We start from the raw sequence: 26,956 nt of genomic DNA, 5'->3' as shown, positions 1-26,956 counted from the left end.
AGTAGTACGGTAAGGCCATCTCGTCAGGCTGACGTGAAAAGACCCAACCTGTGTTCGTCGCTCCGTCGGTCTGAGATCCTGGAGACCGATCGAGAGGGGCCGCAGGTATGGAGTGGAAGACCCACGGTGAGCGACAGATCTACACCAACAAGTGGGTGAACCTGTGTCTGGTTGACGTCCAGCAACCTGACGGGCGCAGGTGGGAGTACCACGTCGTTCGCCTCCGGCACCTGGCCGTGGCCGCCGTGGTGAACGATCGCCAGGAAGTGCTGATGATGTGGCGGCACCGCTTCATCACCGACTCGTGGGCCTGGGAGCTGCCCATGGGGCTGATCGAGGAGGGCGAGACCCCGGAACAGGCGGTTGCCCGCGAAGTCCTCGAAGAGACGGGCTGGCGGCCCGGCCCCATCAAGCCCCTGATCTACGGCGAGCCGGCCAACGGCATCACCGACTCGCAGCACCACGTTTTCCGCGTGGATGGCGCGACCTACGCGGGGCCGCCCACGGAGAAGAACGAGTCCGACCGCATCGAGTGGATCCCTCTCAGCGAGGTGCGGGGGATGATCGACCGCCGTGAGGTCGTGAGCAGCGGATCATTGGTCGGTCTCCTGTACCTGCTCATGGATGAATCGATCCGCTGACCGGTGGTAGGAGTTCCCGTAGCGTCGCCTCGAAGGCCAGGGCTACGGGTTCTTGCCTGTACGGGGCCAACTGGCCGTAGAACTCCCTGAGATGGCCTGACACTCGCTCGGAGGCCACCGCTGATGCGGGTTCAAGTGCTCGTGTGGCGGTGTGGCATGCCTGGTCGAGCTTGCCCTGATCCAACTGCGTACGCGCCAGCCAGAACGAGTGAAACGCACGGCCGCGCTGGTTGGCGTGGTCTTCGCGCCGCAAGGCGTCCGCGATCAAGGGCTCGGCGGTGGCTGCTTCGCCGAGTCGGCCGTGCGCGATGCCTGTGTCCACGATGAGCTTCGGCTCATCGAAGTAGGTCACCCATGACGGGTCGGGGTCGCTGGCCTGGATCTGCTCGTAATGACGGTGGGCTTCTCCGATCGCCCGGTGGGTGGAGTCCCGGTTGCCGAGGGTGGCATGAGCGAAGGCTTCGCGCATGGACAGCATGGACAGGACGCGTGGGGTGGTGCCTAGGTCTGAGCGGGCCTGGTCCTGGGCGGCCGTCACAAGTGCCAGCGAATCCGCGGGCTTGTCCTGGTAGGTCGCCTGCAAGCTCATGCAGGCCAGCACGTTGGCCATGAACTGCCGGTCATCGATTCCCTTGGCCAGTTGCAGGGCCTCGGTGAAGTACGCGCGGGCCTGGTTGTACTGGCGGGCGTCGAAGTAGGTCCAGCCGGTGAGGCGTGCCAGTTCGGCCGCGATTCCGTACAGGCCGTTCTGGATGGACGGGGGCCGGTGCTCCTTCAGGAGTCCAACGACGTGGCGGAGCTGGCCGACGATGGCCGGCCTCAGCGCCTCGCCGCCGTGCTGGTTGTCCCGTCGCCAGTAGTCCTCAATGGAAGAGCGGAAAGCTTCAAGTGTGGCTGCATTGAGGCTCGTTCGTGTGGCCAGCGCCAAGATGCTGTCTACATCGGGTCCTGGCAGAGACGCGGTTGTCTGCTGCTCGGGCTCTGGTACTTCTGGCGCCTCGCGCTCGGTCACGACGAGGGCCTGAGGCGTCTCCCACGATCGACGGGCCAGCCCAAGCATGTGCCCCGGGATCCGCAAGCCGTCCGCGATGCGCTCGACCACGTCCATGTGCTGCAACTGGCGTCGGCCTGCAATCACTTCGCCGACACGGCTGGGGGTCAGCTCACAGCGTCTGGCGATCATCGACGGGTAGATGTCCGCCTTGGTCTTCACCAGCCGGAAGACCCTGGCGAAGTCCCGTACCCGGCACGCATTGATCATCTCCGGATCGGTGAGCAGCCTGGCAGGCAGTTCCTGCGGCCGGTCGGCGTCGGGCATTGGGTGGCTCCCCACTGCGAGGGCTACGCAACGTCGTTGGGTATCTACTTGCCGCGATGTTACCCAAGTTGGGTAATCAGCCTGACCTTTTGGCGGCGGTCCCCGAATCGCGATGCTCCTTTCCATGGCGAGCAACCAGCAGACCAGACCAGACATCGGTGAACTGGCGAAGGACACCGCCAGGAACCGCATCGGCGTCGTCATGGGTGAGGTCGGCGGCCGTGTGCAGATAAGGCCGATCGGCGGTGGCGCAGAGTGGGATGCCATGCCGGACGACGTGAAACCGCCGAGTGCGCGAGAGGAACTGAGCGCACGCCTGGCCATCAAGAACGGCAACAGTCGGGACGGACTGTGATGCGTGTTATCGGCCGGTACGCAGGAGTCCTGTTCGTGATCATGATCAGCGGCTCGTGCGGCCTGGTGATCGGCATGGCTCTCGCCATGGGCCAGTAGACGGGCCGCCCCGGACGGGTGCCATTCCCCGGTTCCCCCCTTCCCCGTTCGGGGCCGGCCATCCAACCCACGCACCGTCACACACAAGGAGTATTGGCATGACGGCAACGGCGAACGATCAGAAGACCGGTCGCGCGGTGGCTGGCGAGGAGCTGTTCGAAAGCCTCGCCCGCTTCGTGGTCGTCCACAACGAGCAGTCGCCCGAGCGTGCCGAGCGGATCGCGGACCAGGCAGTCGCGTTCCTGGTCACGGCGGCCACCGCCACGGTTCCCATGGTCCCGTCGGATGACGTGGACCTCGGCCTGCACGCGCTCATCCTGCACACGAAGGAGTACGCGGAGCTGTGCGAACGGTACGCGGGCCGTTTCCTGCACCACAACCCGAAGCCGGGCGGAGGGGCCCGGGACCCTGAGAAGGTCGCCACATCGGCACGCGCCATGAAGGCGGCCGGGTTCATGGTCTTCGACGAGCTGTGGACCGTGGACGGCTCGAACCTCGCGCAGTGTGACTCGGACTGCGGCCGACCGTACGGACAGGCGTAGCAACACGACAGCAGCGACGCGGCCGGCCTCGACTCGTGGTCGGCCGCGTTCGCCCGGAAGGAGAAGCGAGTTGCCCGGCTCAACCCCTGAACTGCCGATCGTGGTGCTCGACGCGCTCATGCCCACGGCTCAGCGCCTGGTGCTCAATCGTCGGGGCTCCATGGTCTGGGAGGTGGAGGGCCCTCGGGGCCACCACGCCGTGAAAGTCGGCTATCCGATCGAAGCCACGGCCGACTGGCCCGCCCAGCCCTGGACTGCTCTTGCGCCTGCGCGCGAGGGTGCTGTGCTGTACCGCCTCGGGTTCGCTGACTTCGCGTACGGCGAGTGGGACCACGGGACGTGGAACTTCCAGCCGTGGCGTGAGGGGCCGGACCTGTACCGACTGTGGGAGCCCTGCCGCCGGCCAGACTCCACCATCGCCCCGCACATCAGCGTGGCGCTGGGCTGCGTCGAGGCGCTGGCCGAACTCCACTCCCAGGGTTGGGCACACGGTGATGTGCAGCCCGCTCACTTCATCGTCGGGCCGGAGCGGACGTACCTCATCGACCTTGCCCTTGCCCGAGGCGGAAGCGTGCCCGAGGGGTACGACTTCCCGTTCCGCGGCTGCCTCGTCCACTACGAGGCACCGGAGATCTCCCGCAGCGTGCTCGACACCGGAGAGGCCGAGCCGACACAGGAAGCCGACATCTACGCACTCGGCGCTACCTTGCTGATCTCAGCCACGGGCTGGCGGGCTGTCGAGTACCCGGACCACGCTCCGCGCCCCGTGCAGAGGGAGGCCGTGGCGAACGGTCGGCGTCGGCCGGTGAAGGCGCCTGGTGAGCTGGGCAAGTTGATCGACGCGATGCTCAGCCATGCTCCCGGGGATCGGCCCACCATCTACGAGGTGGGTGCAGCCCTGAGCTGATCCCAAGCCCCGGTTCATCCGGCGTCTCTCGCGCGGCTGAACCAGAATTCGGAGGGCGAGACAGAGCCGGACGCCAAGGACTGAGCGCCATTTCCCACCGCGTTGATGTCAACCGCTGAGGTCAAAGGCCCCTTGGGGTGATCCCAAGGGGCCTTTGACCTGTGTGCACTCGGCAGGATTCGAACCTGCAACCTTCCGATCCGAAGGATCGCGCAGCTTGTCAGGCGAGGGCTCCGCCTTCTTCCGGGCTGGTCGCTGACGCTCGTGATCGTCGGTTCCCGTGTGCCGTCGTTGCCGTCAGCGTTGCCGTCATTCGGAGCAGTACCGCCTTCGGTCATAACATGGCGTGAGTGCCAGACAGGATGGCCATGGACCAGTGCACATCGGTGCCGTTGACCTTTACGGACAGGTGCTTCTGCTCGCTGGGCGCGGTGTAGACGCGTCCGATGGTGACCGGGTCACCGCATGTGATCTTGGAAGGGTCTGAATCCTTGGGCCCGTACTGAATTGTCATGGCGCCCTTACCCGTACAGAGGGCGTGGATGGTGTAGACCTTCTCGGTCGGCATGAACACCGGCAACGTGCGGCTGTCCGTGCCATTGGTCACCGGGAGCAGGAAATCAGGCTTCTCTGGAAGGGCCAGGGGGTCTCGGGGGGCCTTGCTGGGGTTCGCCGCTGTAGTGCTCGACGGCGAAGAGGCCGGGGCCTGCGAGCCGACGTCGCCATTGTTAGCGGCGCACGCCGAGATCAGAGAGGCCAGCAGGACCGGCGCGGCAACATGTCGGCGCATGCGATGACTCCTTGAGGTAAGTGGGACGCGCCCTGGTGCCAACGGTCACGACGAGGCGCTCAAATCGCAGCGTGCGGGTCAGCTGTAGATGCGCCAACCCTCGCGATACGGAGCCCATACGCTCATGTATTGCTTGTCGCTGATCTTGCAGTTGCTGTACTGCGTCGCGACGTAGCCATACACGTTCTCCTTCATGATGCCGTAGTCACCCTTGACCGTTGAGCGAGCCTTCACCTTGCCGCCGGTCTCGATGCCGAGCTCAGATGTCCAACTCTTACTGACGCTGCCGTTGACGTCGACCTCCAACTTGCCGAGCCACAACACCTTGACCGAGCCACTGATGTTGATCGACGCACCCATGGTCGTCGTGCCCGACTTCTTGGACGCGAACTTGAAGTCGACCGCGTAGGACAGGTCGTTTTTCACGAAGTCCTGTACTTGACGGACATCGTGTTCTTCGTGTTGTTGGTGACGCGCACGAACTGTTGCCTGTCGCAGATCGGCCCGTCGGGGAACAACTCGTCGCCGGGCTCCGGCGCGTCGAGCACGCGCGCCTCGGCCGAGGCGAAACCGGCCCGCGTCAGCAGGCGCTCCCACACCGCAGGGCGGTAGCTGTAGCGGTAGGTGAACATGGCCTTGCCCGCGAAGCCGCCCTTGTACATGCCCTGCGGGCCGTACGCGCCGGGGATCGCCGGTGGCTGGGAGAACACGAGCACGCCGCCTGGCCAAGTCCGCTGAGTTCGCCCGCTCAGGGGAACCGGGTCGGTCTGCCTATCGCAGGCTGAGACTGTTTCGGGGATCCGGTCTGAGGTGGAGCGGTTTGAGCCTGCCTCCGTGAAACGGGGTTCGGCAGTCGTCGCGATTGCCGAACCCCGGTCGTCTACCGTCCGACGGTGAGTGCCCAGCGGACGCTGGACGGGGCAGTCACGCTCACGGTGCCGTGATCACGGGCGCGCTTCAGGGACAGCTGGTTGAAGGTGCTGCTGACCTCTCCATCCACGCATTCGAGGGGAAAACTCAACCCGACGGGTTCCACGGAGACGGTCAGTGTTCCCTGGCCCTGGCAATTCACGAGGACTGACATGGGCCCGGTCTTGATTCCGCCGCGGATGTCCATCTCGCGGTTGCCGGTAGCGTTCACGGCCTGCGCTACGACCTCTCCGTCTGGAAGGACCGGCGCTTTGGTCACGGTCTCCCCGGGTACGTGCTCGGCACGGTCTGACGCCGGCGAGCCTGTCGGAGAGGTCGTGGACCGGGGTGACGGCGTGTGAGGAGAGGGCGTGGCCTGGTCCTTGTCGCTGGTGCAGCCCGCCAACGCAACTACCGCTGCGATTCCCCCGATGACAGTGAGCTTCCTCAGCTTTCCCACAGGGCCCAGCCAACCTTCCAGGGGGAGTAGCTGACAACCTTCTTCTCGGGGGAGGTTGTGCAGTTGGAGTGAATCACGTAGCTGACCCCTGTGTGCTTGAGCCGGTAGACGCCGTACTTGGCGTTCGTCGTCTTGTGGGGCGGAGTGTCCACGGCGATCGAGTTCCCGAGCTTGGCGGTGAGTTTCGCCGTCACGGTGACATTGAACTTGGCCTTGATGCTGGCGAGCATCCTGTTGACTGACGTTTCGAGCTCGCCCTGGATGGCGACCCCCACCTCGCCCGTTACCTCCGAGGTGAACGTCGACCTGGCGGTTCTGGAGGTGCCGTTGTGGTTCGAATTCGTCGGACCCACACCCTTGTGGTAATCCCCGTTCTTCGACTTGGGCTTGTACACGAACTCAGGCGCCCCGCAGTCCGGGCGGTTGGGCGTGTCGCCGGGGGTCGGCTTGCCCGTGTACGTGGGTTCGTCGTCGACCGCGCCATCGGGAACTTCGGTGATCTGTTCCTCGGGCTCCTGCGGAGGCGCGGTGCCGACGACAGTGTCCTCTGCCGTGTTGGAGTCCGCACTTGCGGCCTGGTCAGCTCCGCTGGCGGGCGACGCCGACACTCCTTGATCCGCATTCGCTGTCCCGACTGCTCCGAGGCAGAGCAGCAGTGCCGTGCTGGACGCGATGGCAGTTCGGCGCATTCGTATGCCCATGCTTCCCCCATGTCAGTGGCCGCTGGTCAAGCGGCCGAACGCCCAGAACGTTACGACCCGATCATGTGCACTTCGATGGAGTGATCTCCTTACTGAGCATGACTTGAGGTAAAGGCTCCCGGTCACAACAGGTCCGAATGGCTGAGGCGCCGCCCCTCCCATTCAGGAAAGGTGGCGCCTTGATGGAGACGAGTTCGGTCCAGTGATTCGGCCCTGGCGGGATTGTGACCGGCGACGATGAGATCCGGGCGGGCTTGATGGCCAAGTCCGCTCAGTTCGCCGCTCAGGGGAACCGAGGCTGCTTGCCTATTGCGGAGTGATCTTCTGACGTCAGAGGAAGAGCATCAGCACCAGCCCCACCAGCACGACGCCCAGAACGAGGAGGAGCCCGAGGAAGCAGCTCGGTTTGTTGATCAGGTCGGAGAGCCGGGCTGTGATGCCGGTCGGGTCCGGCGTGACGTCCGGTGGCTGCGGGGGTGCCATGGGCGCCGGGGCGGTGCGGGGCGACGGGGGAGCCTGGGGCGATGGCGTCGTGGACGGCGGTCTTTCGGCCCGGAGCAGCGCGTTTCCCAGAAGCCGGCTCCACAGGTCCGGTGGCAGGTCGGGGACCTGGCCGTTCGGCGGTTCGATGATGCTCTGCCGGAGCCAGTTGCCCGTGGTGGGGTGGGTGTCCCGGCTCAAGCGGTACAGCAGAGACCGCAGTTCGGGCAGATGGCGCTCCTCCCGGACATGTGGGGCGACGGCCCAGGTGAAGAGGTACGCCGCTCGGGAGGCCCGGTCCGCTCCCGACCTGCCTTCCGCGCCCGGTCCGTGCGGCGTGAAGTACAAGTCGTTGCGGAGCACCTCCGCGCACAGCTCCTGCTGCAGGTTCAGTGGACGCGCCTGGACGCGGTGGGGGTCGCCCAGCACGTCCAGTACCAACTCGACGGATTCGGGTGGAAGTTCGCCCGAGCGCAGTTCGTGCAGGAGCAGTTCGTCGGGCTGCCTGCGCAGCTCCGTCAGCAGGACGCTCTGCCCCATGACGTCGCCGCGCCGGTAGGCGCAGAGGTTCCGGCGGAGGTTGTGTGCCTCATGGCCGTTCGGGCTGTAGGCGGGCGGGTGGAGGGGCTGCGCAGGGGTGTTCGGCGGGCGGGGTGTGGGGGCGGGGTTCGCGTACGGCTCCGCGAATGGTTCCGCGTACCGCTCCGCGTACGGCTCCGCGAATGGTTCCGAGGACGAGGCCCGGTACGGCTCCGAGGCGATCGCGGCTCGGGTCGGCTCCCCGCCCCGGTCCCAGTGCTGGTCCCCGTCCCGTTCCTGGCCCCTGTCCCATGCCTGGTCCCCGTCCCGTCCCCGATCCTCGTTCCGTTGCAGGTCCCGGTCCCGGTCCCGGTCCCGGTCCCGGTCCCGGTCCCGGGTCGGAGCCGGGCCCGGCTCCCCCGCTCGCGGCGCGCGTGAGGGGATCCTCGTGCCGGCCGGGGGTGTGCGGTCCGCGCCGAGGATCTCCTTGAGCCGGGCGCGGCGCCGTTCCCAGTCCAGGGACGCACCGTCGGGGAGTTCCTTGACCAGCTGCGGTAGGCCCGCAGGTGCCTCTGGATGGGACAGGAGGTGCCTCACCAGTTGCAGCGCCGCCTTCTGCTCGAACCGGGGGTTGGCCTCCCTGCGCCCCATGATCCGGGCCAGCGGGCCGGAGCCGCCCGCGTCCGGCTCCCAGCGCGGGACGGACATCAGCTGCAGGGGATGGCTGTCCACCGTGTCGTACGTGGCGAACGTCCACGTCTGCTTCAGCCAGGTCCCGAAGATCAGGAACAGCCCGAGATAGACCACCGGAACCGCGTCCGGCGTCGGCCAGTCGCGCGGTGTCCTCTCCTCCAGCAGCAGCGACACCCGCTGCTTTGGATCGCGCAGCAACTCCGCCGTGGCCAGGATCAGCGCGTGCTCGACCTCCGGCAGCCGCTCCAGCATGTCCGGCAGCCGGCTCCACGCCAGCTCCTCGAGGTCCGCGCGGTCGAACTCGGAAAGCGTCCCGGACGCCTGCTCCGCCTTCTCCTGTTTGCGCCAGCCGCCGCGGTAGGCGAGCCCGAGGCACCGATCGACCGTCAGGGTCCCCCGATCCCCGACCAGCACGTGGCTGATCGTGCTGGGCCGTCCGCCCCGGTCGGTGGTGGGCCAGCGCTGGACGAGGAGGACGACGCCGTCCCGGGACAGCGTGCGTACGACGCTCGGCCGGGCGGCCGCCGCGCCGGACACCCACAGCAACGGGCGCAGTTCCCGGCCCAGTTCCTCGGCGCGCTCGGCGTCGCAGGAGTGGGCGACGGCGTTCATGCCGGTGTCCTGGCGGCCGTGGTTGCCGTCCCAGCGGAAGACGATCTGGTGCACCGAGCCCCCGTCCTGGAAGTCGTTCACTGGAGTTCCCCTCCCTCGGATCCATCGGGCTCCTCGGGCCCGTCAGAACTCTCGAAAGACCTCTCGGAAGAGCTCTTGAACCGCTGGGGCTTCCCGGCTCCCCCGGTTCTCCCGGCGTCCGTGGCTTCCTCCCACGGCACCGCTTCGAGCGCCGGGGCTTCGCCGACCGCCAACGCATCGGCGCCGCCCGGTACTTCGATCAGCCCGTGCATGGCCAGCAGTGCCAGCAGCGGTTCCAGCACCCGCCGGGGCCCCGCCCCCGCCGGGTAGCGGCCGTGGTCCTCCTGGCCGCCGGTGGCGGACGCGATGTGCAGGGTGCACTGGCGGATCGCGTCGAAGGGGCGCAGCCACGCCTGGCCCGCGTGCCGGCGCAGCAGCCCGTACAGGTCCCGGCTCTCCTCGCGCATCAGCGCCGGGTCCAGCGAGGTGGCTGGTGGCCGGCTCAGCCAACCGTCCACGGGCGGCTGGAACCTGAGCAGGTCGGCCTTGCCGAGCACCATCGCGGCCGGCACGTCGAGATACCCGCCGCTCTTCGGCAGCCGGTCCAGGACCGTGCCGAAGGCGAGGTCGCCGTCCCGGTTCACCTCGACGCCCCAGCGTTCCCTGGCGTGGTCCAGCTGCGGCAGCGGCAGGGCCAGCGCCGGGTCGACGACGAAGATCAGGGCGTCGACCCCGAGCAGGAACCTGAGCGCCGCGTCGGTCCGTACCAGGTCCTCGCCGCCCAGGTCGAAGAAGGCGACCGGACGCACCTGCCCCCGGGCGTCGGTGATCAGCAGGGACTCCACGAAGCGGGCGAAGTCGTCCATGCCCAGCGCCGCCGTGTGGTCCAGGACCTTGCCGTTGCGCAACGGCTGCACCCGGTCCCGTACGAACCGTGCGTGCTGCTCCGGATTGACGGACTGCCACTTCAGGCCGAACGGCTCCAGGCCGCCGTCGGTGATCGCCGCGATCATCTGGGCCAGCAGATGACTCTTGCCGGTGGAGGACTGGCCGACCATCGCGACAGTCAGCGGGCGGCCGTACGTCAGGTAGGGCACCGGGATGTAGTGCGCGGGGAACTCCGGGTCCGCCGTGCACTTCTGGACGGCACCGCGCATGACGTCCGTCCGCCGCACGGGGTTTTTGATGCCCTTCACGTCCAGCGGCTGGTACTGCATCCGGCTGTCGGTGACGAACAGTTTCGAGAGGTCGAGCCGCATGGTCTCCAGGCAGTACGGGCAGAGCACCTCGTCGTCGGCCGACCCAGACCCAGACCCCGACCCCGACCCCGAACCGGACGTGGAGCCGTTGCGGGGGCGGGCTGCGGGTGCCTGCCGTTTGAGCCGCAGCGCCTCCTCGAAGGCCTCGTGGTGCGGGCGCGTTTCGTCGGGGGGCACGGCGAGCCGGACGCGGCGCGCGGCACCCGGCGCCACGAGGTCGAGCACCTGGGCGGGCGTCGGCCGGTCCGCCGCCCTCGGGGCGAAGGCGTCCCGCAACGTCTGGTCGAGCTTGCGGTGTTCGCCGAGGTCGGCGGGTGGCCGGTCGGCGGGGCCGGGCCGTCCGGTCACCAGCTGGTAGAGGACCTGGGCCGCGCTCCACACCGCGTCCCGCGAGTCGGCGAGGGACTCGCCCCGGCGCTGTTCGGGAGGGCAGAAGGGCGAGCGGCCCCACGGGCGCCGCGGCCGTCCGGTCCGGGTCACCGACTCCAGCCCCCAGAGCTGGACCTTGGCGCCGTCCCAGAACACGGTGGCGGGCGAGACGCCGCGCGGCACCAGACCCTGGCCCTCCAGCAGGCACAGGGCCAGCATCAGGTCCCGGGTGAAGACCTCCTGGTCGGTCGCGGACATCACATGGATCCGCGCGACGGCCGTACCGCGCGGCGGGTCGTACAGCAGGAACGGCTCGGCGGTGTCCAGCTCGTAGCCGACGATCCTCGGGAAGAGCGTCGCGTACTCCGTGTCGCCCAGCACCTGGTTCAGCCGCAGTGCGGTGCCCGCCTCGGTGTCCAGCAGGGCGCGCGCAGCCGGGTTCGCCGCGTCCTTGGCGCTCAGGCGTACCTGCACGCACTGCTGGCCCTCGTCGTCCAGCACGGCCTTGCGGATCAGCTGGGGCAGCAGCCGGTCGCGGCGGAACTCGCGGCCGACCCGGACCGGGGTGACCCGCCGCCGCCCCGACGGCACGGTGAACGCGAGCTTGTCCGGAGCCGGTCCGCCCGGCCGCGGCAGGGGGGAATGCGTGGGGCTCGTCACCGGCGGTCGCCGTCCCCTCGGTCGTCGCTCTGCGTCCAGTCGCCCGAGCTCAGCCAGTCGTCCGAGTCCGTCCGGTCGTCCGAGTCCGTCCGGTCGTACGAGTCCGTCCGGTCGTACGAGTCCGTCCGGTCGTACGAGGCCGTCCGCTCGTAGGGGTTCGTCGGCTCACCCTGGTCGTACGGTTCGGTCCGGTCGTACGGCTCCGTTCGCTCGTACGGCTCTGTTCGGTCGTACGGCTCTGTCCGCTCGTATGCGTCCGTCGTGCCGTACGTCTCCATTCCGTCGGCCCTGCCCCCGGCCCTGGCCGTCGCCCTGTCCCCGTCCCCGTACATGTCCATGTCCGTCCCGTCCGGCCCGGAGCCGTGCCGGGGCCGGACCGTGTTCACCACGCCCATGCGCAGCGGGGTGAGGCGCACCAGGCCGGCGTACCGGCCCGACGACGTCCACAGGACGTCCTCCGGGTGGACCGAACCGGCCGTCCGCCAGGCCTTCTCGACCTCGTCGCGTACGGCCCTCGGGGCGAACCTGAGCCACACCGCGGCCGTCGGGTCGCGGGTGAGCAGCGTGCCCTGCTCGGGTGTGGACAGCTGCACCACGGCCTGCCGGTCGGCCTCCGCGCTGACCAGTTCGGCCGGTCCGTGCGGGTCGGTGCCGAGCAGGTTCGCCGAGGTGGCGCGGACGCGGCGCGGGGCGGCGAACGGGGGCGGGGCCAGCACTCCGTTGTGCTGGAGGTGATGGCGGGCCGTCGACAGCAGCTCGCGGACCCGTTCCTCGGTGCGCAGGACGGCGCGGGCGCCGGCCTGGCCGCGTTCGACGGCGCCCCAGTAGTGCTTCATCGCCTCCAGGGCCGCGTCCGTCAGGTCGGCGGACAGGGTGGCGACCAGCTCGGGCCCGCCCTCACCGTTCTCCCGCTCCAGCCAGCGCGGCACAACTCCCTTGCCACGCCGTCCGTTTGAGGCGCTGCCGTCCTCCCGGGCCGACTCCCTCCGCTTCTCCTCCTCGGACGGCTCGTCCTCCCAGGCGTACACGCTCGCCCAGTCGCCGTCGTCGGAGTCGGCGAGGGCGTCGTCCGGCTCCAGGTCCGTGTCGTCGACGAGCCAGTCGTCCTCGGCGGACGTCCCGGCGCCGGACGCACCGAAGCCCGTGGACGCCCCGGCGGTCACGAGGCGCTCCGGCTCGGGCACCGCCTCCGCCTCCGCCGCGGCCGCCGTCGCCCGCAGCATGCCGGCGACGGAACGGGCGGCGTCGGCGCAGTACAGCCGCTCCTCGACGGCCCAGTGCTCCCGCACCGCCTCGGCCAGCAGCGCGTCCAGGCCATCAAGTGCCTTGCGCAGTACGGCGGTTGCGTGGCCCGGGGCCCAGGCGGCGGCCGCCGCGCGCCAGAGCCGGCGTACCGTCTCCACCGCGACGCCGAGACCGACCAGCAGCCCGATGGTGCCCACCCAGACCGGCGAATCGGTCGCGTACCCCACCGCCGCCCCGACCGCCGCGCCGGCGACCGCCGCGACCCTGGGGGCCACGGCCCAGCGGCCCGGGCGTCCGGCACCCTTCAGCCGGACCGACCCGAGCATCGCCATCCCGACGAACAGCAGCGGCACGACGACCGCCAGCGCGAGGAAGGGGCCCGACCACAGCGCACCGAGCAGCCCCGCCCCGGCCGCCGCCAGGGGGCCGGCCACCGGGACGCCGGGGACCTCGGCGCCCGCCGTGCCCGCCGCGCCCGTCTGCCGGGCCACGGCCTCGGCGGAGTGGGGGGTGAGCTTCCGCAGCAGCGCCGAGCCGGGCACCGGCTCCACCCGCCCGGCCAGACCGGTGAAGCGCTGGGCCACCGACCGCAGGGCGAGCTGCTGGCCCAGCAGTTTGTGGGCGAACTCCTTCAGCCCCTCGCCGATCCGCTCGCCCATGCCCTCGGCCGAGGGCACCCGCAGCCCGAGGGCCGCGAGCCGGGTCGCCGACTCGGCGGCCGACGGTGCACTGCCGCCGCCGCTGCGCAGGGCCGTGGCGACGAGATCCCGGTAGTTGTCGAGGGCTTGGCGCGCCTGGTCGACGTCCGTCTCGAACGCCTCCCGGCGCGAGGCCCGCAGCAGGCCGGGCAGGGTCCGCAGCCCGGCCAGCGCGTCCTCGGCGTAGTCGAGGGCGTCCGCACAGGCGCGGTAGGCGTCGTCGGCCACACCGCCGGGTTCCCGGTGGCCCTGGTCCCGGCCGCTCCGGCCCGCGACCAGGCCGCGCAGCGGCTCCGGCAGATCGGCTCCGGACGAGGCCGTCAGCAGCACGTCCGGGGCGAGGTCGGTGTCCGCCCCGGCGAACCGGGTGAGCGCATCACGCCAGGCCCGGTCGCGTACCTCCGGCGGCAGGTCCTGCTCCAGCAGCCGTACGCCGGGTGCGGCGACGGCGTCGGGCAGCGACTGGATGCGGTCCAGCACCTCCAGGTAGACGTCGGGGACCGACAGCACGTCCACCAGGATCGCCAGCGCGTCCGGGTCGTCGTGCTCGGGCTGCTCCAGCGCGGTGCGGGCGGAGCGCAGATCGCCGACCCACAGCAGCGCGGTGCCCGAGGATCGCAGCACCGAGGGCCGCAGCAGCCGGCGGTCGGGCTGGAAGCCGCCCTCCGCACCGGCGAACGCGCCGGGCGCGCTGCCGACCAGCAGCACCAGCAGCCTGACCTCGCTCACCGCCCGGTAGCCGGTGAGCAGCTCGTACTGCAGCTGGTGGTCCGTGAGCCCGGCCGGGGTGTCGACCACCAGGAACAGCGGTTCGTCCGGCTCAGGAAGCCCGGCCCGGCCCAGCTCCTGGGCGACCCTGGCCCGCAGGGCCGACGGACTGTTCAACGCCGCCGCCCCGGCCCTCAGGTCGAGATGAACGACGGTACGGAAGTCCTGGGACAGGCTCACTGCGCGTCACCGTCCCAGGGGGCGCGACGGGCGGTGTCGCCGGGCTCGTCGACGTCCCACGACGGCCGCGGCGGGTCGCCGCCGTCCCGGCCGGACTCCCATCCCCGGCCACCCTGGCTGTCGGGGCGGCGGTCGCCGTCCGGGTCGGGCCTGTCGTAGGCGTCGTAGGTGTCGTAGTCGTCCTGGCGGCTGTCGGTGCGGGGCCGGGCGTCGCTGTCACGGCGGGAGTCCCAGCTGTCCCGGCTGTCCCGGCTCTCCCGGTCCTCCTCGCCGCGTTCGCCGCGTTCGCTGCCGTACGGCTTGTCGTGGTCGTCGTAACGGCCCCTGCCGCGCGAGGTGACCGGCGCGGTCCCCCAGTCGTCGTCGTCCGCCACGGGGCGCCGGGGTGCGCCCACGTCCTCGCGGGTGCGGGGGCGGGTCGGCGTGCCGCCGCGGACGTGTTCCAACAGGTCGCGCAGGGTCGGCTGGACCGCGCGCTGGTCGCCGAACTGGGTGTCCAGCGCGGCGGGGAGGGTCTCCGCCCAGAACTCCCACAGCGGGCGCACCCAGCCCTCGACCCGCTCGCCGCCCCGCTCCCGGCGCTCCGTCAGCAGCTCCAGCTGGCGCGGGGCGACCTTCTCGACCAGGTCGACGAAGAGCGGATGCGGTTCGCTGCCGGTCCGGGCCAGGCCCAGCGGCTGAGCCCGCATCAGCTCGCGGCAGTAGTCCTCGACGATCCGTTCGTCGTCGAGCACCGTCCAGCGTTCGTACGAACGCAGCAGCTCGGCCCAGCTCGACACGCCCCCGGGGTAGTCCCCCAGCCGCAGCCGCACGCCGGGGATGTCCGTGCCCTTCTCGGGGGACAGCCGCAGCCGGACCCGGTCCGGCGACGCCGGGTCGCCGTCCACCACGTCCACCTGGCCGTTCCACATGCAGCACAGCAGGCGGTGCAGGATGACGCGCCGGTCCTCCTCGCTGCTGACCATCCAGCTGTCCCGGTAGCCGAGCCGCTGACGCCACCGCAGTACGTCCTGGGCCTGCTCGGAGTCCTTGGCGCGGGCCCACTGGCGCAGCACCTTGCGGGCCTCGGGCACCTGGGTGAGGCTCATCTCGCTGCGGAAGAGGACCACGGTGATCGAGTCGCTCTCCACCCCCCGGTACTCCACGGAGTTCTTTGCGTCCGAGGGCAGCCGCAGCGTCTTGCCGAGGAACTCCTGCACCTCCTCCACGGCCTGCACCCGCGGATAGGTCACCAGGACCCGCAGCAGCCCGGTGCCCTCCGGGGTGAACCCGACCGGCAGCAGCCCGGTCAGCTTCCGCCCGAACAGGTCGAGCGCCTCCTTGCTGACCTGGTCCTTGGCGTCCGCGTCCCCCGCCGCCGCGGCCAGCAGGGTGCCCATGGACGGCAGCAGCGGCCGCTGCTCCAGATGCGCCCCGCTCTCGGCGAACAGCCGGGTGATCCGGGCCTCCAGCTGCCCCTTGACCCGGGCCACCGCGCCCTCCGGGTCACGCCGGCTGAGCCCGTGGACCTGGCGCCAGGTGTCGCCGTCGACCAGCTTGAGCAGCAGCGCGGCCTCGTCGTCGTTCTCCCGCAGCCCCTCCCGGTGGATCAGCCGGCTGACGACGTCCTCGTAGAAGTGGTTGAGGCTGCGCTGCGGCGGCAGCAGATACGAGATGCCGGTGCGGTCCTCGTACAGTTCGTGGGCCTTCTGCTGGGCGGACTTGCGCTCCTGGTCGCTGTGCCTGCGGAAGGCGTTCACCAGGCGCCCGAGGTCGGTCCCGGCCGCGTCCGCCTGCGGCTGCCAGTGCTGTTGCTGATCGCGCCAGGCCTCGTGCCACACCATCCGGCAGCGCCACTGGTACCAGGCGTCCTGCTCCTGGATGGCCGCCTGCACGTCGTCGTCGCCCCAGCGGGCCGGTGCCAGGCCGCCCAACTGGCCCTTGATCCGGGGGATCTTGGGCGGCTGCTCGGTCACCCCGGGCGGGCGCTGCGGGTTGCGGGCGCGGCTTTCCAGCATGCCGAGGAAGCCGAGGCGGGCGATCTGTTCCTCGCTGTCCGGGACACCCCTGACGACGCGTTCGGCGAGGAAGGGGTCGACGGTCTGGAGCAGCTTGTCGATGGCGGGTCGCGGCGCGAACCGGTCGGCCATCACGGTGGCCGCGCGGTCCGCCTCGGACCGAAGGTCGGACAGCAGCCGCTGCATGTCCGCGATGCGCTCGCCCAGCGCCTGCTCGATGTTGCGGCCACCGCGCGGCAGCGGATCGGGCTCGGGCACCGCCAGCTGCCTGCGTTCCCACAGCTCTTCGAGGTGGGAGTCGGCGAACAGCTGCCGGATCATCGGCACTGCCTGCTCCCGCAGCACCGCACGCGGCAGCTCCACGAGGTCCGTGACCGCCAGCCGCAGCAGCCGCCCGGCCACCAGGTCGGCCAGCTGGTCCATCGGCGCGGTCATGGAGGCGACCAGGCTGGTGGAGACGCCCTGCCGGCCGATGCCGGTGGGGGACACCGCGCTGCGTTGCACGCCCCGGTTGATGAAGCTCGCGGCGAAGGTCTGGAAGTCGTCGTCGGCCGCCATCTTCCGGCCCCGGGCGCGGCCGTCGCCCAGCTCGGTGCCGATCAGCGACATCACCAGGGAGACGATGGAGCGGCGCAGGTCGTCCGCGCGGATGCCGGCGGTCGGGCTGAACAGGAACGCCGTGGGCAGGATGCCGGTGCGCAACCGGATCGGCGTCGCGCCCGGGTAGCGGATGCCGAGCCCGAGCTCCTGGTCGAGATCGCCGATCTCGTGGCCCTCCGACGGCGCGTTCTGCGTGTCCACCAGCCGGAACAGGTCGACCAGCGACCGGGCCGCGTTGAGTTCCGCCTCCCGTCCGCCACCGGTCGCGGCGGAGAACGACGACGGCATGACGACCAGCGGATAGATCTTCACGCCGTCGAAACGGCGCAGCTGGAAGGCGTGGTTGATGAGGTGCAGGTAGTCCAGGAAGATCCCGGCGCCGGTGCCGCCGGCCACCGAGAAGGCGACGAACACGTCACAGCCGTTGACCCTGCCGCCGCCGAGTTCGCTGAGCTCGCCCGCCGACTTGGCGATCGCGTCGATCGCCTGGATCAGCGGCTCCAGCACCGGGGCGAGGCTGTGCCGGAGGGTGGCGAACAGGGCGGCCCGGCCGACGGTCGGCAGCTGGCCCGCGCCGGCGTGCAGCGGGGTGACCTTCGGCTCGTCGATGCGCGGCGGCAGCCAGTCGGCGACCTCATCGCGCAGCACCGCCCGGAGCATCTTGGTCACTTCCGGGGAGGCGTCGAAGTTCGGCAGCAGGTCGTGGGTGGCCCGGGAGGTGCGGGCGTACGCCGCCCGCAGGGACGGGTCCACGTTGAACTGCGGAAGCCGCTGCAGATCGCTCTCGCTGTAGTCCGCGTACACGAACTGGAGGCAGTCGGGCAGCTGGAAGGGCGCGTGGCCGCTCTGCCGGCTGAGCGCCATGCCGTCCGGACCGCACAGCTCGGCGCGCAGTCTGCGCTCCAGTTCCGCGCCGACCAGGCCTCCGGTGCCGCCCAGGCCGACGAAAAGCATCGGCTGGAAGATCTTCATGGTTTCCTCCCCGCTTCACGGCCGACGCGGCCGCCGGTTCGTGCTCGGTACGTCTGTGGTGCCGCGCGGCGGGACGGCCGCGCGGCGATGTGGTGCGGTGCGTTGTGGTGCGGTGCGTTGGGTGCTCGTGCGTTGTGGTGCTCGTGCTGCGCTGTTCGGTGCGCGGGGGCGGGCCGGGCGGTGACGTGTCCGGACGCCGCCCCCGCGCGTCACGCGAACTCGTCGTAGGGGCCGCTCTGGCTCGGCGGCCTCCGGTCGCCGCGACCCGCGAAGGCGCCCTGCGGCGGACGGGGCCCCGGGCCGGGGGTCCCGCCGAGAGTGAGGCTCAGCGTGTCGGTCAGCTGGACCTGGCCGCGGACGGGCAGCGCGATCCGGTTGCCGCCCTTGCGCACCACCGCTCCGCCCTCGCGGCTGCGCCGGACGGCGTACGGGCCGTGCGCGCGCTTCTCGATCCGCGGGCTGCGATGGGCCTCGGCGACGGCGAACTCGTACCACTGCTTGTTGTTGCCGTGTCCTGCCTTGTGCTCATTGAGGACGGTGCCGTCCTCGGAGACCAGCTGCAGCACCAGCCCGAACGGGTCCCGCCGACGCCTGCGCAGCCCCAGCCAGGCGACGACGGCCACCGCGGCCAGCGCGATCGCGACGGCGCCGGACACGAACGCCCACCAGTACTTCTCCCAGATCCCGGGCTCCGGCGTGACCCGCACCGAGACCGGGGCGCGTTCGAGCGTCCGGTCGTCGTCGGTGGTGTCGACGACGGTGAAGGTGCCGGAGAGGTCCAGCCCGTCGCCGAGGCGGTCACCGAAGGCGCCCGCGGGGGAGACCTTGACCGTGACCTGCCGGGTGCCCTGCTCACCGGGCTTGAGGGTGATCTCGTTCGGCTCGACGGAGAGCAGCCCGTCCTTCACGTCGGCGACGGACAGCCGCAGGGTGTGCGGGGTGTCGGTGGTGTTGCTGACGTCCAGGGTGCCGGTGACCGTGCCGCCGGGATGGGTGTCGCCGGCGGGCAGTTCGACCGGTGCCTTGACGGGCAGTTCGCCGGGCGCGACCTCGCCGGTCTCGCTGCGCGTGTCGGCGGTCAGCCCCGAGGCGGTCAGCGTGGCGCTCACCGTCAGCGCCCCGTCGGCGTCCTCGGGGATGGTCACGGTGCCGGTGAAGGAGCCGTCGCTCGCCTCGGGGTCGGACTCCTTGCCGTTGTCCGCGAGTTCGAGCGCGAGGGGGGAGAAGCCGTCCCCGGTCAGCTCGCTGCGCACACGCAGCCCCTCGTAGTCGCGCGGGTCCTTGATCTCGTAGCCCTCGCGCGTCTGCAGCCGCATGGTCACCGTGACCTTCTCGCCGGCCTGCGGCGAGGGCGGGTCCATGGTGATGGCGCCGCGCAGCTCGCCCTGCCACAGCACACTGACGGCGACGGGCAGCGAGCGGTGGCCCTCCGGGGCCTCGGCCTTCACCTTCCAGATGCCGGGCAGCGGGTCGACGATCTTCAGCGCCTCGACGGTGCCGGAGCCGCCCGCCAGCTCGAACCGGGAGTTCTTGTACTTCCCTGAGGTGGTCGGGACCTTGTCGCCGGCCGGGTCGATGTAGGTGATCTTCACCTCGGGGTCGCCCTTGTCGACGACGATGCTGCCGACGGTGGCCAGCGGGGAGATGCCGATCTCCAGGGTGGCCGGCGGCCGCTTGCTGGGGCCTTCCTCGTGACGCAGGCAGTGGGCGGCGGCGAAGATCTTCTCCAGGGTGGTGCCCACGTCCTTGGCCCCGTCGACCTTGTGGGCCTTGGGAGTGGCGGAGGGCAGTTCGACGCAGCCCTTCTGGTAGCCGCCGGCGGCGATCTGGTCGAGCTGCTTCTTGTCCGGGTCGTCGCCGAAGCCCAGCGGCCAGATCTGGACGTTCTGCGCGGCGGCTTCCTCCAGCGCCAGCTTCAACTGCCGTTCACCCTCGGCCTTGCGGTGCGAGGGATCGCCGTACTTGAAGCTGTCCTCGACGTCCATCTTCCCGTCGGTCAGCAGGAACAGCACCCGGGGCACCGAGGCGTCGGAGCCGTCGGTCAGGTCGTCCACGCCCTGCCGGATGGCGGTCGGGAGGTCGGTGCCGGTGCCCTCGCTCTTCTTGCGGCTGCGCAGCTTGTCCACGCAACCGCCGACCTCCTCGCGGCCCGCCGCGTTCAGCGTGGTGCGCGGGCACACCGGGTCCACCACGCGCTGGCCGGCCTTCTCGGCGGCGGCGAAGCCGAACACCGTGACCTGCGAGGACGAGGAGACGTCGCCCAGCGCGATCCGCTTGGCGGCGGCCTTCTCGGCCTTCATGTCCTCGGGCGCGAGGCTGGCCGACTCGTCGACGGCCACGGCGTAGTCGACCGCTGGGAACACCGGTTCGGAGTCCGCCGCAGGCACCGGATCCTGACCGGCCGGTGCCAACAGGGACACGAACACCGCGGCGCCGCCCAGCACCGAAATCGCGGCGCGGCGCACCCGGGCCCTTCCTGTCTGCCGTCTTCCCGTGACTCTTCCCACGGCCGTCCCCTTGGTTTTTGAGGTTCGTGCTTGAGGTTCTTGATTCGTCAGGTTCTTGATTCGTCTTGCGACGTGTACGGACGCGTGCGCGTCGTGCCTGGTGCGCGCCGATGTCGTGTGCGGTGGTGCGTTGGCGTGTGTGCGGTGGTACGTCGGTGCTGCGTGCGCCGGTCGGGGGTCAGCCCGCGGTCAGACCCCAGACCACGGCCAGGGCCGCCGACGGGGCGAGCGAGGCCACGCCCCAGCGGATGGCGCGGTACTTGGCGGACAGGATCGAGCTGACGTCCACGGCCTGGACGAGCAGCCACCGGGCGGGATCGCGCGCCGCCTCGGTGACCCGGGCGGACAGCCGTGCGATGTCGTGCGCGGCCACCAGATCGCCGAAGTAGGTCACCTCGTCCCGGCCGCGGACCGTGCCGGTGCGCGGCATCAGCGCCGCGACCAGTGCGGCCACCGCGACGGCCCAGAGCACCCCGGAGAGGATCAGCGTCATGTCGGCGAACCCGTCCCAGCCGGGCGTGCCGTGCCACCCGACCAGGAACGCGGGCAGTGCGAGCGTCCCCGACAGGAGCACGGCCGCCTTGGAGTCGGCCCGGCCGAGGTCCTCCCGGACCGCGGTCAGCAACCGCTCGGCGATGCGCTCCCCCGCCCGGTCATGGCAGTGCCGACCCCCGTCCGGCACCGGCCCGACCGGGTCGGGGGAGGTCCGTGCCGCCCCGTCGGCGGTCATCGGTCCTCTTCCACCCAGGACCAGCCGTCGTCCTCGGCACGTCTGCGGCGGCGCGGCCGCTCCCGGTCGACGTCGTCGTCCGGGTAGTACGGCTCGGGCCGGTAGGTCCGGTCACGGTCCGGCGAGCGCGGCTCGTCGTAGTCGGGGTCCGGACCCGAGGAGAGCTCGGGCCGGGGCGGCCGGCGTCGGGCTCGGGTGCGCGGGTCGTCGTAGTCGGGGTCGTCGCCCTCGTAGTAGGGCTCGGGCCGGTAGGTCCGGTCACGGTCGCGGTCGCGCGGGTCGTCGTAGTCGGCGTCGGCCGTCGTGGAGTAGGGCTCGGGCTGGTGGGGGCGTCGGCGGTCGCGGTCGCGTGGGTCGTCGTAGTCGGCGTCCGCCGGGGAGTAGGGGTCCGGCCGGTGGGGCCGGCGCCGGGGGCGGGGCGTGTACGCGTCGTCGTCCGCCGAGTAGGGGTCCCGGTGGGGCTCGCGTCGCGCGCGGGAGGGCGGCTCGTCCGCGTCGGCGTCCTGGCCGGCGTACGGCTCCCGTCGGCCGGACCCCGTCCGGCGGGGCTCGTCCCGGGAGGGCTCGGGCCGGTGGGGGCGCCGTCGGGGCGGTTCGTCCGACACCCAGTCCGGGGTGAACGCCCCGTCCGTGGACGGCTCGAGCTGCCGGGGTTCCCGGCGGGGCGGCAGCGATCCGATGGGACCCTGGATGGGGCGGCGCCGGTCCGGGTTGATGAGGTTCAGGACCTGTGTCTCCACGTCGGTGGAGGCGAGCTCCCCGCTGAGCGCCATGGTGTAGAGCCGGTCGATCCGCTCCCTGTCGTCCTGCCTGCCCTCCTGGCGGATCTTCTCCAGGAAGTCCTTGGCCCCCTCGGGATCGGCGGCCAGCATGAAGCTGAGCTGCTCCAGCTCCCCGCCCTGCAGCATGCGCCGGAACGCGTCCTGACGCTGCCGGGTCACCTCGGCCTCGGCCACCACGTCCCGCTTCTTCTTCGCGTGCTCGATGGCGTCGTCGTCCACCCCCAGACGGACGTACAGCCGTACCCGCAGGCCGAGTTCGGCCCCCAGATCACTCCAGCGGCCCCCGACGCACTCGCGCGTGATGACCCGGTTGGCCTGTTCGGCGTCGGTCACCCGGTAGGACCGCGTGACCTCGTGCAGCCGTTCCAGGATCGGGGAGGTGAGCCGCTTGGCGACGTCCTTCACGGCCTGCACGGCGACCAGATGGGGGTCGGTCACCTCCCACTCGATGTCCACCTCGGCCTTGAAGAAGGCGGTGCTGCCGGCGGCCGGGAGCTCCATCCGCAGGGGCGTCACGAAGGTGCCGACCGCGATCTCGCAGACGGTGTACGGCCGGGCCAGCGTCCGCTTGTCGACGTGCCGGATCCCGAAGGCGGAGACCACGCTGTAGCCGCCGTTGCGGTAGAACACCACCGAGGTCTTCTCGGCACTGACCGGCGGCAACCCGCCCGTCGGCGTGTACTCCTTCAGGAACGGACCCGTCGGGGTCGAGTCGGCGGCGGCCCGCTTCGCCTGCACCCGCTGCCTCGCCTTCGCCCTCGCGTCGTCGTTGTCAGCCATGCCTCTCCTCCTGGCCCGTCCGCTCCGGCCGTGAGACGGCGAGCCACCACAGGTCGCGCGCCTTCGGTTCGGGGAGCGGCTTCTCCGGGTCGTTCATCATTCGGCGCAACAGCCAGTCCAGCCGCCGCCGGTCGTTCTCCTCGGTGGCCAGCGCGGGCAGCAGCGCCGCCAGCCCCGGCCGGGTCCACTCGGTGCCGTCCTTGCGCACCGCCGACCGCAGCAGCGCCTCCAACGCGTCCATCGCCACGTCCTTCGACCGCGCCGTGTTCAGCGCGGTCCACAGCAGGTCGGCCATGGGGACGACGAGTTCGGGCCGGGTGGCGGCGAGGGCCAGCGGCAGGGGCCAGTCGCCCCGGTCGCCCAGCGGCGAGGACTCGGGGTCGTCCGTCAGCACCTCGTCCACCGTGGTCAGCGCCAGCCGGACGGTGGTCACCAGACCCAGGTCCTGGTACGGCTCCTTCTTGTGGTGGGTCCACTCCGCCACCCGCTCCAGCACCTGAGCGGCATCGGACAGGGTCAGCAGCCGTACTACATTGAAGGAACTGACAGCCAGGTGATCTCCCTCGTCCCGGATCCCGATCCGGGCCAGCGCGTCCAGGGTGTCGTCCGTCGTGGCGGCGGCGTTGCCGTAGCCGAGTGCCATCGTGGCGGTCCAGCGCAGCGACTTGGTGCCGTTCCTGCTCCAGTCGCCGACGATCTTGTGCACCGTCTTGCGATGGGAGTCGTGACCGGCGGCCTGGTCCATGGTGGTGGCCGCGAAGATCCGCCGACGGGGCGTGTGCGCCTCGGCGAGCGGCCGGACCAGCTCGGTGTAGCCGTGGTCGAAGTCCCGTACGCACAGCTCACCGGCGGCGACCGCGGCGCGCATCCACACCTGGGAGCGCGGATCGTCCGCCAGCAGCCGCAGCCAGCGCACCACCGGCGCCCGCACCGGGAAGTGCCGGTCCCACAGCTCGGTCAGCACCGCGGACGGCAGGGCGGAACCCCGGTACCAGATCAGCCGCGCCGGCACGTCGTGCCCGGCCACCTCGACCTTGCCGTCGGTGAGTTCGGCGCGCGAGAGCGCCGTGTCGACCTCCGGGTCGTCGCAGAACAGGGGGCGGGCCGGTGTGTTGTCCGGGTCGCTCTGAACGGACAGTTCCCAGGTCAGCAGGTGTGCGGCGGTGGCCACGGCGCTGTACGACGCCCCGCCCAGTACGGCCAGCGCGATACGGAACGCCACCGGGTGGAACAGCGTCGCCGTGTCCGACCGGCGGGCCTTGCCTTCTGCGTCGACCCGGGGCGCGGTGAGCGCCCGGTCCACGCCGGCGAACCACTCCTGGGCCTGCTCGGCGGCGATGCTGCGGCAGCCGGACAGCAGCTCCTCGTACGAGGTGATGTCCCCGAGGACATGCCCGGCCAGCAACGACGCGAGCAACTCGGCCTCGGCGGGGCGCAGATCCTTCAGGCCGAGCGCGGCCGTGACCTCTTCGCGTTTCGCGAGGTCCTCCGCCCGTGCCAGCAGCTCCTCCAGCGGGGGGTCGCCCTCCCGGGCCTCGGCGGCCCGCTCCTCCAGCCGCTCGCGCAGCCGGGTGGCGAGCAGCTCCTCGGTGGGCGCGGGCGGGCAGAGCATGCCGTACCGCCCGGCCAGCAGTGCGTTCACCGCCGAGCCGACGGTCACGACGATCACCGCGAAGGCCTCGCGGCGGGCCAGGGCCGCGGCGAGCTCGTCGAGGTCCATCTCGTCCGGGGGCTGGGCGTCGGCCCGGGTGAGGGAGAGCTCCAGCAGATAGCCGGTACCGCGCCGGGCCTCCTCGCCCTCGTCGTCCAGCGTCCCGGCCAACTGCCGTGGCCCGCCCTCCGGGTCGACCCTAAGGACCCGGGGGCCGGGGGCGGGGGCGGGCTCGGCGCCGGAGTCGTCCGCCGTGCGCTGGGTGACCTCGTCGAGGAGCGACAGCGCCGTACTCGTACGTCCCGTACCCGGCGCGGCACCCAGCACCAGCAGCCGCCGGGCACGCAGCGCGCCGCGCAGCCGTACGTACCCCTGCGGCACCACATGGTCCCGGCGGAGCCTGCGCAGCTCCTCCTCGGGAACGGGGCCGCTGCGCATGCCGGAGCCGGGCTGGCGCGAGCCCAGCGTCAGGTTGAAGTTGTCGCCGATGTGGGCGCTCTGGAGCCGCGAGTGGGCGAAGCTGATCAGGTCCCGGCGGACGTCGAACAGCTGCCGGGTGGCCCGGCGCGTCCGCGCGGCGGCGGCGAGATCGGTGGGCCCGTCCTCGCCCTGATCGTCGGCGAGGGGGTCGCGGGTGCGCTCCTTGAACCGCCCCGCGGCGCGCTCCCGTTCCCTCTCCCTCTCCTTCTCCTTCTCCGCCTCCTCGTCCTCGGCGGACTTGGACTTGGACTTGTCGTCGTCGGACCTGCCGTCCTCGCCACGGGCCCGGTCGTCCCGGTCCTGCTTCCCGTCGTCTCCGGCCTTCCTGTCGTCCCCGGCCTTCTTGTCGGCCTTCTTGTCGTCGTCGGACGACCGCCCCCCGCCGGGCTGCTCAGGGGTGTCGACGGCCACGCCGCCCGCCTGCTCGTCGTCGCTCACCCGGCTCAGTCCTTCCCCTGCTCGGTGACGCGGTTGGTGGACCCGCCCATCTGCACGGGCCCGTGGTAGACGTTGTGTTCGTTATGGAACGCGTCGCGCCTGACGTTTTGATGAATGCCGACGTGACCGGGCCGATGGCCGTTCATGTCCACGGCCTCGAACTCGTCCTCGTCCTCGTCCTCTTCCTCGTCGTCGTCGAGCTCGTCGTCGGCGGACGGAGCACCGGCGGCAGACGCCGGTGACGGTGCGTTCGACGGTGACGGCGACACCGGTTCGGCCTCGGGGATCTCCGGAGCGGGCCGCCCGGGCAGGTGGAACCAGGCGGTGGCCGCGCCCTCCTTGAGTTCCAGCCGGGCCGAGGAGTAGTGCGCGGGCTCGATGAACTTGCCGCCGCCGCTGACCACGTCCTCGTACAGCGACTGGGAGGTCACCAGCACGAGGTCGGCCTTCTCGGCGTCGAGGAGTTGCCGGGCGACGGGGGAGTCGGCCAGTCGGCAGGCGAGGTCGACGGCGCGTCCGCTGATGCCCCGCTCGTCGTACCGGACCGGGCCGACGTGCATGCCGATGCGCAGCCCGAGGGGGACGGCCAGGTCACGGTTCTCGTCCCGCAGCTTCTCGTGCACCTCGATCAGCCACAGCCCGAGCAGCCGGCTCACCGCGATCCGCCCCGGCACCGACAGCAGCACGCCGTCGCCCCGGTCCTCCATGTGGACGGCGTCCCGGGCCACCTTGGCGTGGGTGAAGGCCGTCTCCAGCACCCGGTAGATCCGGGCGCGCATGCGCGGCTTGTCGACGTCGTCGTACGCGCCGGAACGTCTGGCGTCGACGCTGATCACCAACTCGTAGTGCGCTTCGGTGAGTTCCAGAGCGTCGTGGTTCACGCGTGCCCCCTGCATGTTCTTTCCGCTTGCCGAAGAGGTGGTTCGTCCTGCCGAGGAGGTGGTCCGCGGAGGCAGCCTGCACCGTGGTCCGCGGGAGGGGTCCCGCTGCATCAGGTTCAGGCCCAGGACGTGAGGCGTCTGTAGCCGTTTACACACGGCGGGGCGTGGGCTTACTCCTGATGACCGTCCGCGAGAAGGGCGAGCAGCGTGGGGTCGAGGACCTCCACCATCCGGTTGCCGGTGCGCACGATGTTCTGGGTGCGCAGCAGCCGTAGGGCCTTGGCGACGGCTTCGCGGGTGGCCCCTATCGTGGCGGCCAGTTCGTCCTGGGCCAGCTGGACGACCCGGCCGGAGGTGGCGGGGCCGGAGGTGGCGGGGCCGCTCGGAGGGCCCACCGCGGACGGGGTGTAAGGGCCGGAGGGCTCGGCTCCCGACAGTTCGGTGAGCCGGCTGGCCAGGCGTTGCAGCACGGTGAGTGAGGCGAGCGCGGACCGTTCCTGGTCGGCGCTGCGGAGCCGGGAGGTCAGCTGACGTATCACCAGTCCGCTGACCCGGGGGTGCAGGGCGAGAAAACGACGAAACGCATCCCCGGATATGACCTGGGCCTCTATGGGACCGAGTGCGCGCACGGTGGCGCTGCGGGGATGCGGATCCAACGCGGCCATCTCGCCGAGCAGTTCGCCCGGGCCGCGCAGGCCGAGTATCAGCCGGGTGGCCCCACGGTCCGTCGCCACGGATACGGTCACCCACCCCTGAAGAATGATCACGACGTGACTGGTTCGATCGCCCTCGGTGAGGAGATGGGCGTCGGCCGGGTAGCGCTTCCGGTTGCCGAGGGCCATGACGCTCTCGTGCTCCTGCGGAGTCAGGGTGTGTGCGAACGCCAGCTCATTGCCGAGTAGCCCCATGGCCA

Annotated in this window: 19 protein-coding genes and 1 pseudogene; 4 read left to right on the top strand and 16 right to left on the bottom strand. The window is 70.9% G+C overall.

The genetic code is table 11. The features are described from left to right. The first annotated feature begins 107 nt into the window (after positions 1 to 107). The gene (locus PBV52_RS22975; protein WP_274240748.1) at positions 108 to 641 is read left to right on the top strand and encodes an NUDIX hydrolase; all 534 of its coding nucleotides are present in this window, start codon (positions 108 to 110) and stop codon (positions 639 to 641) included. On the opposite strand, the gene PBV52_RS22970 is transcribed toward PBV52_RS22975, so the two are convergent. Continuing rightward, complete coding sequence (locus tag PBV52_RS22970) at positions 619 to 1,959, bottom strand: hypothetical protein (protein ID WP_274240746.1); 1,341 nt, start codon at positions 1,957 to 1,959, stop codon at positions 619 to 621. The genes PBV52_RS22975 and PBV52_RS22970 overlap by 23 nt on opposite strands. Before the next feature lie 112 nt (positions 1,960 to 2,071). Between PBV52_RS22970 and PBV52_RS22965 the strand changes: the two genes are divergently transcribed. From PBV52_RS22965 to PBV52_RS22955, 3 genes are all read left to right on the top strand, one after another. After that, on the top strand, positions 2,072 to 2,314 hold the full coding sequence (locus PBV52_RS22965; protein ID WP_274240744.1) for a hypothetical protein: 243 nt from the start codon (positions 2,072 to 2,074) through the stop codon (positions 2,312 to 2,314). 196 nt (positions 2,315 to 2,510) lie between these two features. Next, on the top strand, positions 2,511 to 2,954 hold the full coding sequence (locus PBV52_RS22960) for a hypothetical protein (protein ID WP_274240743.1): 444 nt from the start codon (positions 2,511 to 2,513) through the stop codon (positions 2,952 to 2,954). A gap of 70 nt (positions 2,955 to 3,024) precedes the next feature. Next, the gene (locus PBV52_RS22955; RefSeq protein ID WP_274240742.1) at positions 3,025 to 3,861 is read left to right on the top strand and encodes a protein kinase; all 837 of its coding nucleotides are present in this window, start codon (positions 3,025 to 3,027) and stop codon (positions 3,859 to 3,861) included. Between the two features lie 334 nt (positions 3,862 to 4,195). Here the strand turns inward: PBV52_RS22955 and PBV52_RS22950 are convergent, their stop codons facing one another. The 15 genes and pseudogenes from PBV52_RS22950 to PBV52_RS22880 form a co-directional block, all read right to left on the bottom strand. Further along, complete coding sequence (locus PBV52_RS22950; RefSeq protein ID WP_274240740.1) at positions 4,196 to 4,651, bottom strand: hypothetical protein; 456 nt, start codon at positions 4,649 to 4,651, stop codon at positions 4,196 to 4,198. Between the two features lie 78 nt (positions 4,652 to 4,729). Next, positions 4,730 to 5,077 (bottom strand): hypothetical protein, encoded by a 348-nt coding sequence (locus PBV52_RS22945; protein ID WP_274240738.1) that lies wholly within the window; start codon positions 5,075 to 5,077, stop codon positions 4,730 to 4,732. Between the two features lie 98 nt (positions 5,078 to 5,175). After that, positions 5,176 to 5,388: pseudogene (locus PBV52_RS22940) on the bottom strand (SAM-dependent methyltransferase); the annotation flags it as partial. Positions 5,389 to 5,531: 143 nt separating this feature from the next. Further along, positions 5,532 to 5,840, bottom strand: coding sequence for a hypothetical protein (locus PBV52_RS22935; protein WP_274240737.1), 309 nt, complete (start codon positions 5,838 to 5,840; stop codon positions 5,532 to 5,534). A 167-nt stretch (positions 5,841 to 6,007) separates the two neighbouring features. Further along, positions 6,008 to 6,721: a hypothetical protein gene (locus tag PBV52_RS22930; protein WP_274240736.1), complete on the bottom strand. Its 714-nt coding sequence runs from the start codon at positions 6,719 to 6,721 to the stop codon at positions 6,008 to 6,010. Between the two features lie 330 nt (positions 6,722 to 7,051). Then, the gene (locus PBV52_RS22925; RefSeq protein ID WP_274240735.1) at positions 7,052 to 9,106 is read right to left on the bottom strand and encodes a hypothetical protein; all 2,055 of its coding nucleotides are present in this window, start codon (positions 9,104 to 9,106) and stop codon (positions 7,052 to 7,054) included. Continuing rightward, on the bottom strand, positions 9,103 to 11,334 hold the full coding sequence (locus tag PBV52_RS22920) for a hypothetical protein (RefSeq protein ID WP_274240734.1): 2,232 nt from the start codon (positions 11,332 to 11,334) through the stop codon (positions 9,103 to 9,105). The genes PBV52_RS22925 and PBV52_RS22920 overlap by 4 nt, the downstream gene beginning before the upstream one ends. After that, a complete protein-coding gene (locus PBV52_RS22915; RefSeq protein ID WP_274240733.1) occupies positions 11,331 to 14,225 on the bottom strand; it encodes a hypothetical protein in 2,895 nt (964 codons plus the stop codon). Before PBV52_RS22915 ends, PBV52_RS22920 begins: the two co-directional genes overlap by 4 nt. Further along, a complete protein-coding gene (locus PBV52_RS22910) occupies positions 14,222 to 17,794 on the bottom strand; it encodes a tubulin-like doman-containing protein (protein WP_274240731.1) in 3,573 nt (1,190 codons plus the stop codon). Before PBV52_RS22910 ends, PBV52_RS22915 begins: the two co-directional genes overlap by 4 nt. Before the next feature lie 209 nt (positions 17,795 to 18,003). Further along, complete coding sequence (locus tag PBV52_RS22905) at positions 18,004 to 20,259, bottom strand: VWA domain-containing protein (protein WP_274240730.1); 2,256 nt, start codon at positions 20,257 to 20,259, stop codon at positions 18,004 to 18,006. Between the two features lie 220 nt (positions 20,260 to 20,479). Continuing rightward, positions 20,480 to 21,031, bottom strand: a complete 552-nt coding sequence (locus tag PBV52_RS22900) for a Pycsar system effector family protein (RefSeq protein WP_274240729.1) — start codon at positions 21,029 to 21,031, stop codon at positions 20,480 to 20,482. Further along, a complete protein-coding gene (locus tag PBV52_RS22895) occupies positions 21,028 to 22,593 on the bottom strand; it encodes a hypothetical protein (RefSeq protein WP_274240728.1) in 1,566 nt (521 codons plus the stop codon). Before PBV52_RS22895 ends, PBV52_RS22900 begins: the two co-directional genes overlap by 4 nt. Further along, positions 22,586 to 25,162: a hypothetical protein gene (locus PBV52_RS22890; protein WP_274240727.1), complete on the bottom strand. Its 2,577-nt coding sequence runs from the start codon at positions 25,160 to 25,162 to the stop codon at positions 22,586 to 22,588. Before PBV52_RS22890 ends, PBV52_RS22895 begins: the two co-directional genes overlap by 8 nt. Before the next feature lie 5 nt (positions 25,163 to 25,167). Next, on the bottom strand, positions 25,168 to 26,043 hold the full coding sequence (locus PBV52_RS22885; RefSeq protein ID WP_274240726.1) for a hypothetical protein: 876 nt from the start codon (positions 26,041 to 26,043) through the stop codon (positions 25,168 to 25,170). A gap of 170 nt (positions 26,044 to 26,213) precedes the next feature. Continuing rightward, a complete protein-coding gene (locus PBV52_RS22880; RefSeq protein WP_274240725.1) occupies positions 26,214 to 26,951 on the bottom strand; it encodes a Crp/Fnr family transcriptional regulator in 738 nt (245 codons plus the stop codon). Between the last annotated feature and the right edge of the window lie 5 nt (positions 26,952 to 26,956).

This window comes from Streptomyces sp. T12, from assembly GCF_028736035.1.
Lineage (GTDB): Bacteria > Actinomycetota > Actinomycetes > Streptomycetales > Streptomycetaceae > Streptomyces.
This window is presented reverse-complemented; position numbering and strand designations above follow the sequence as displayed.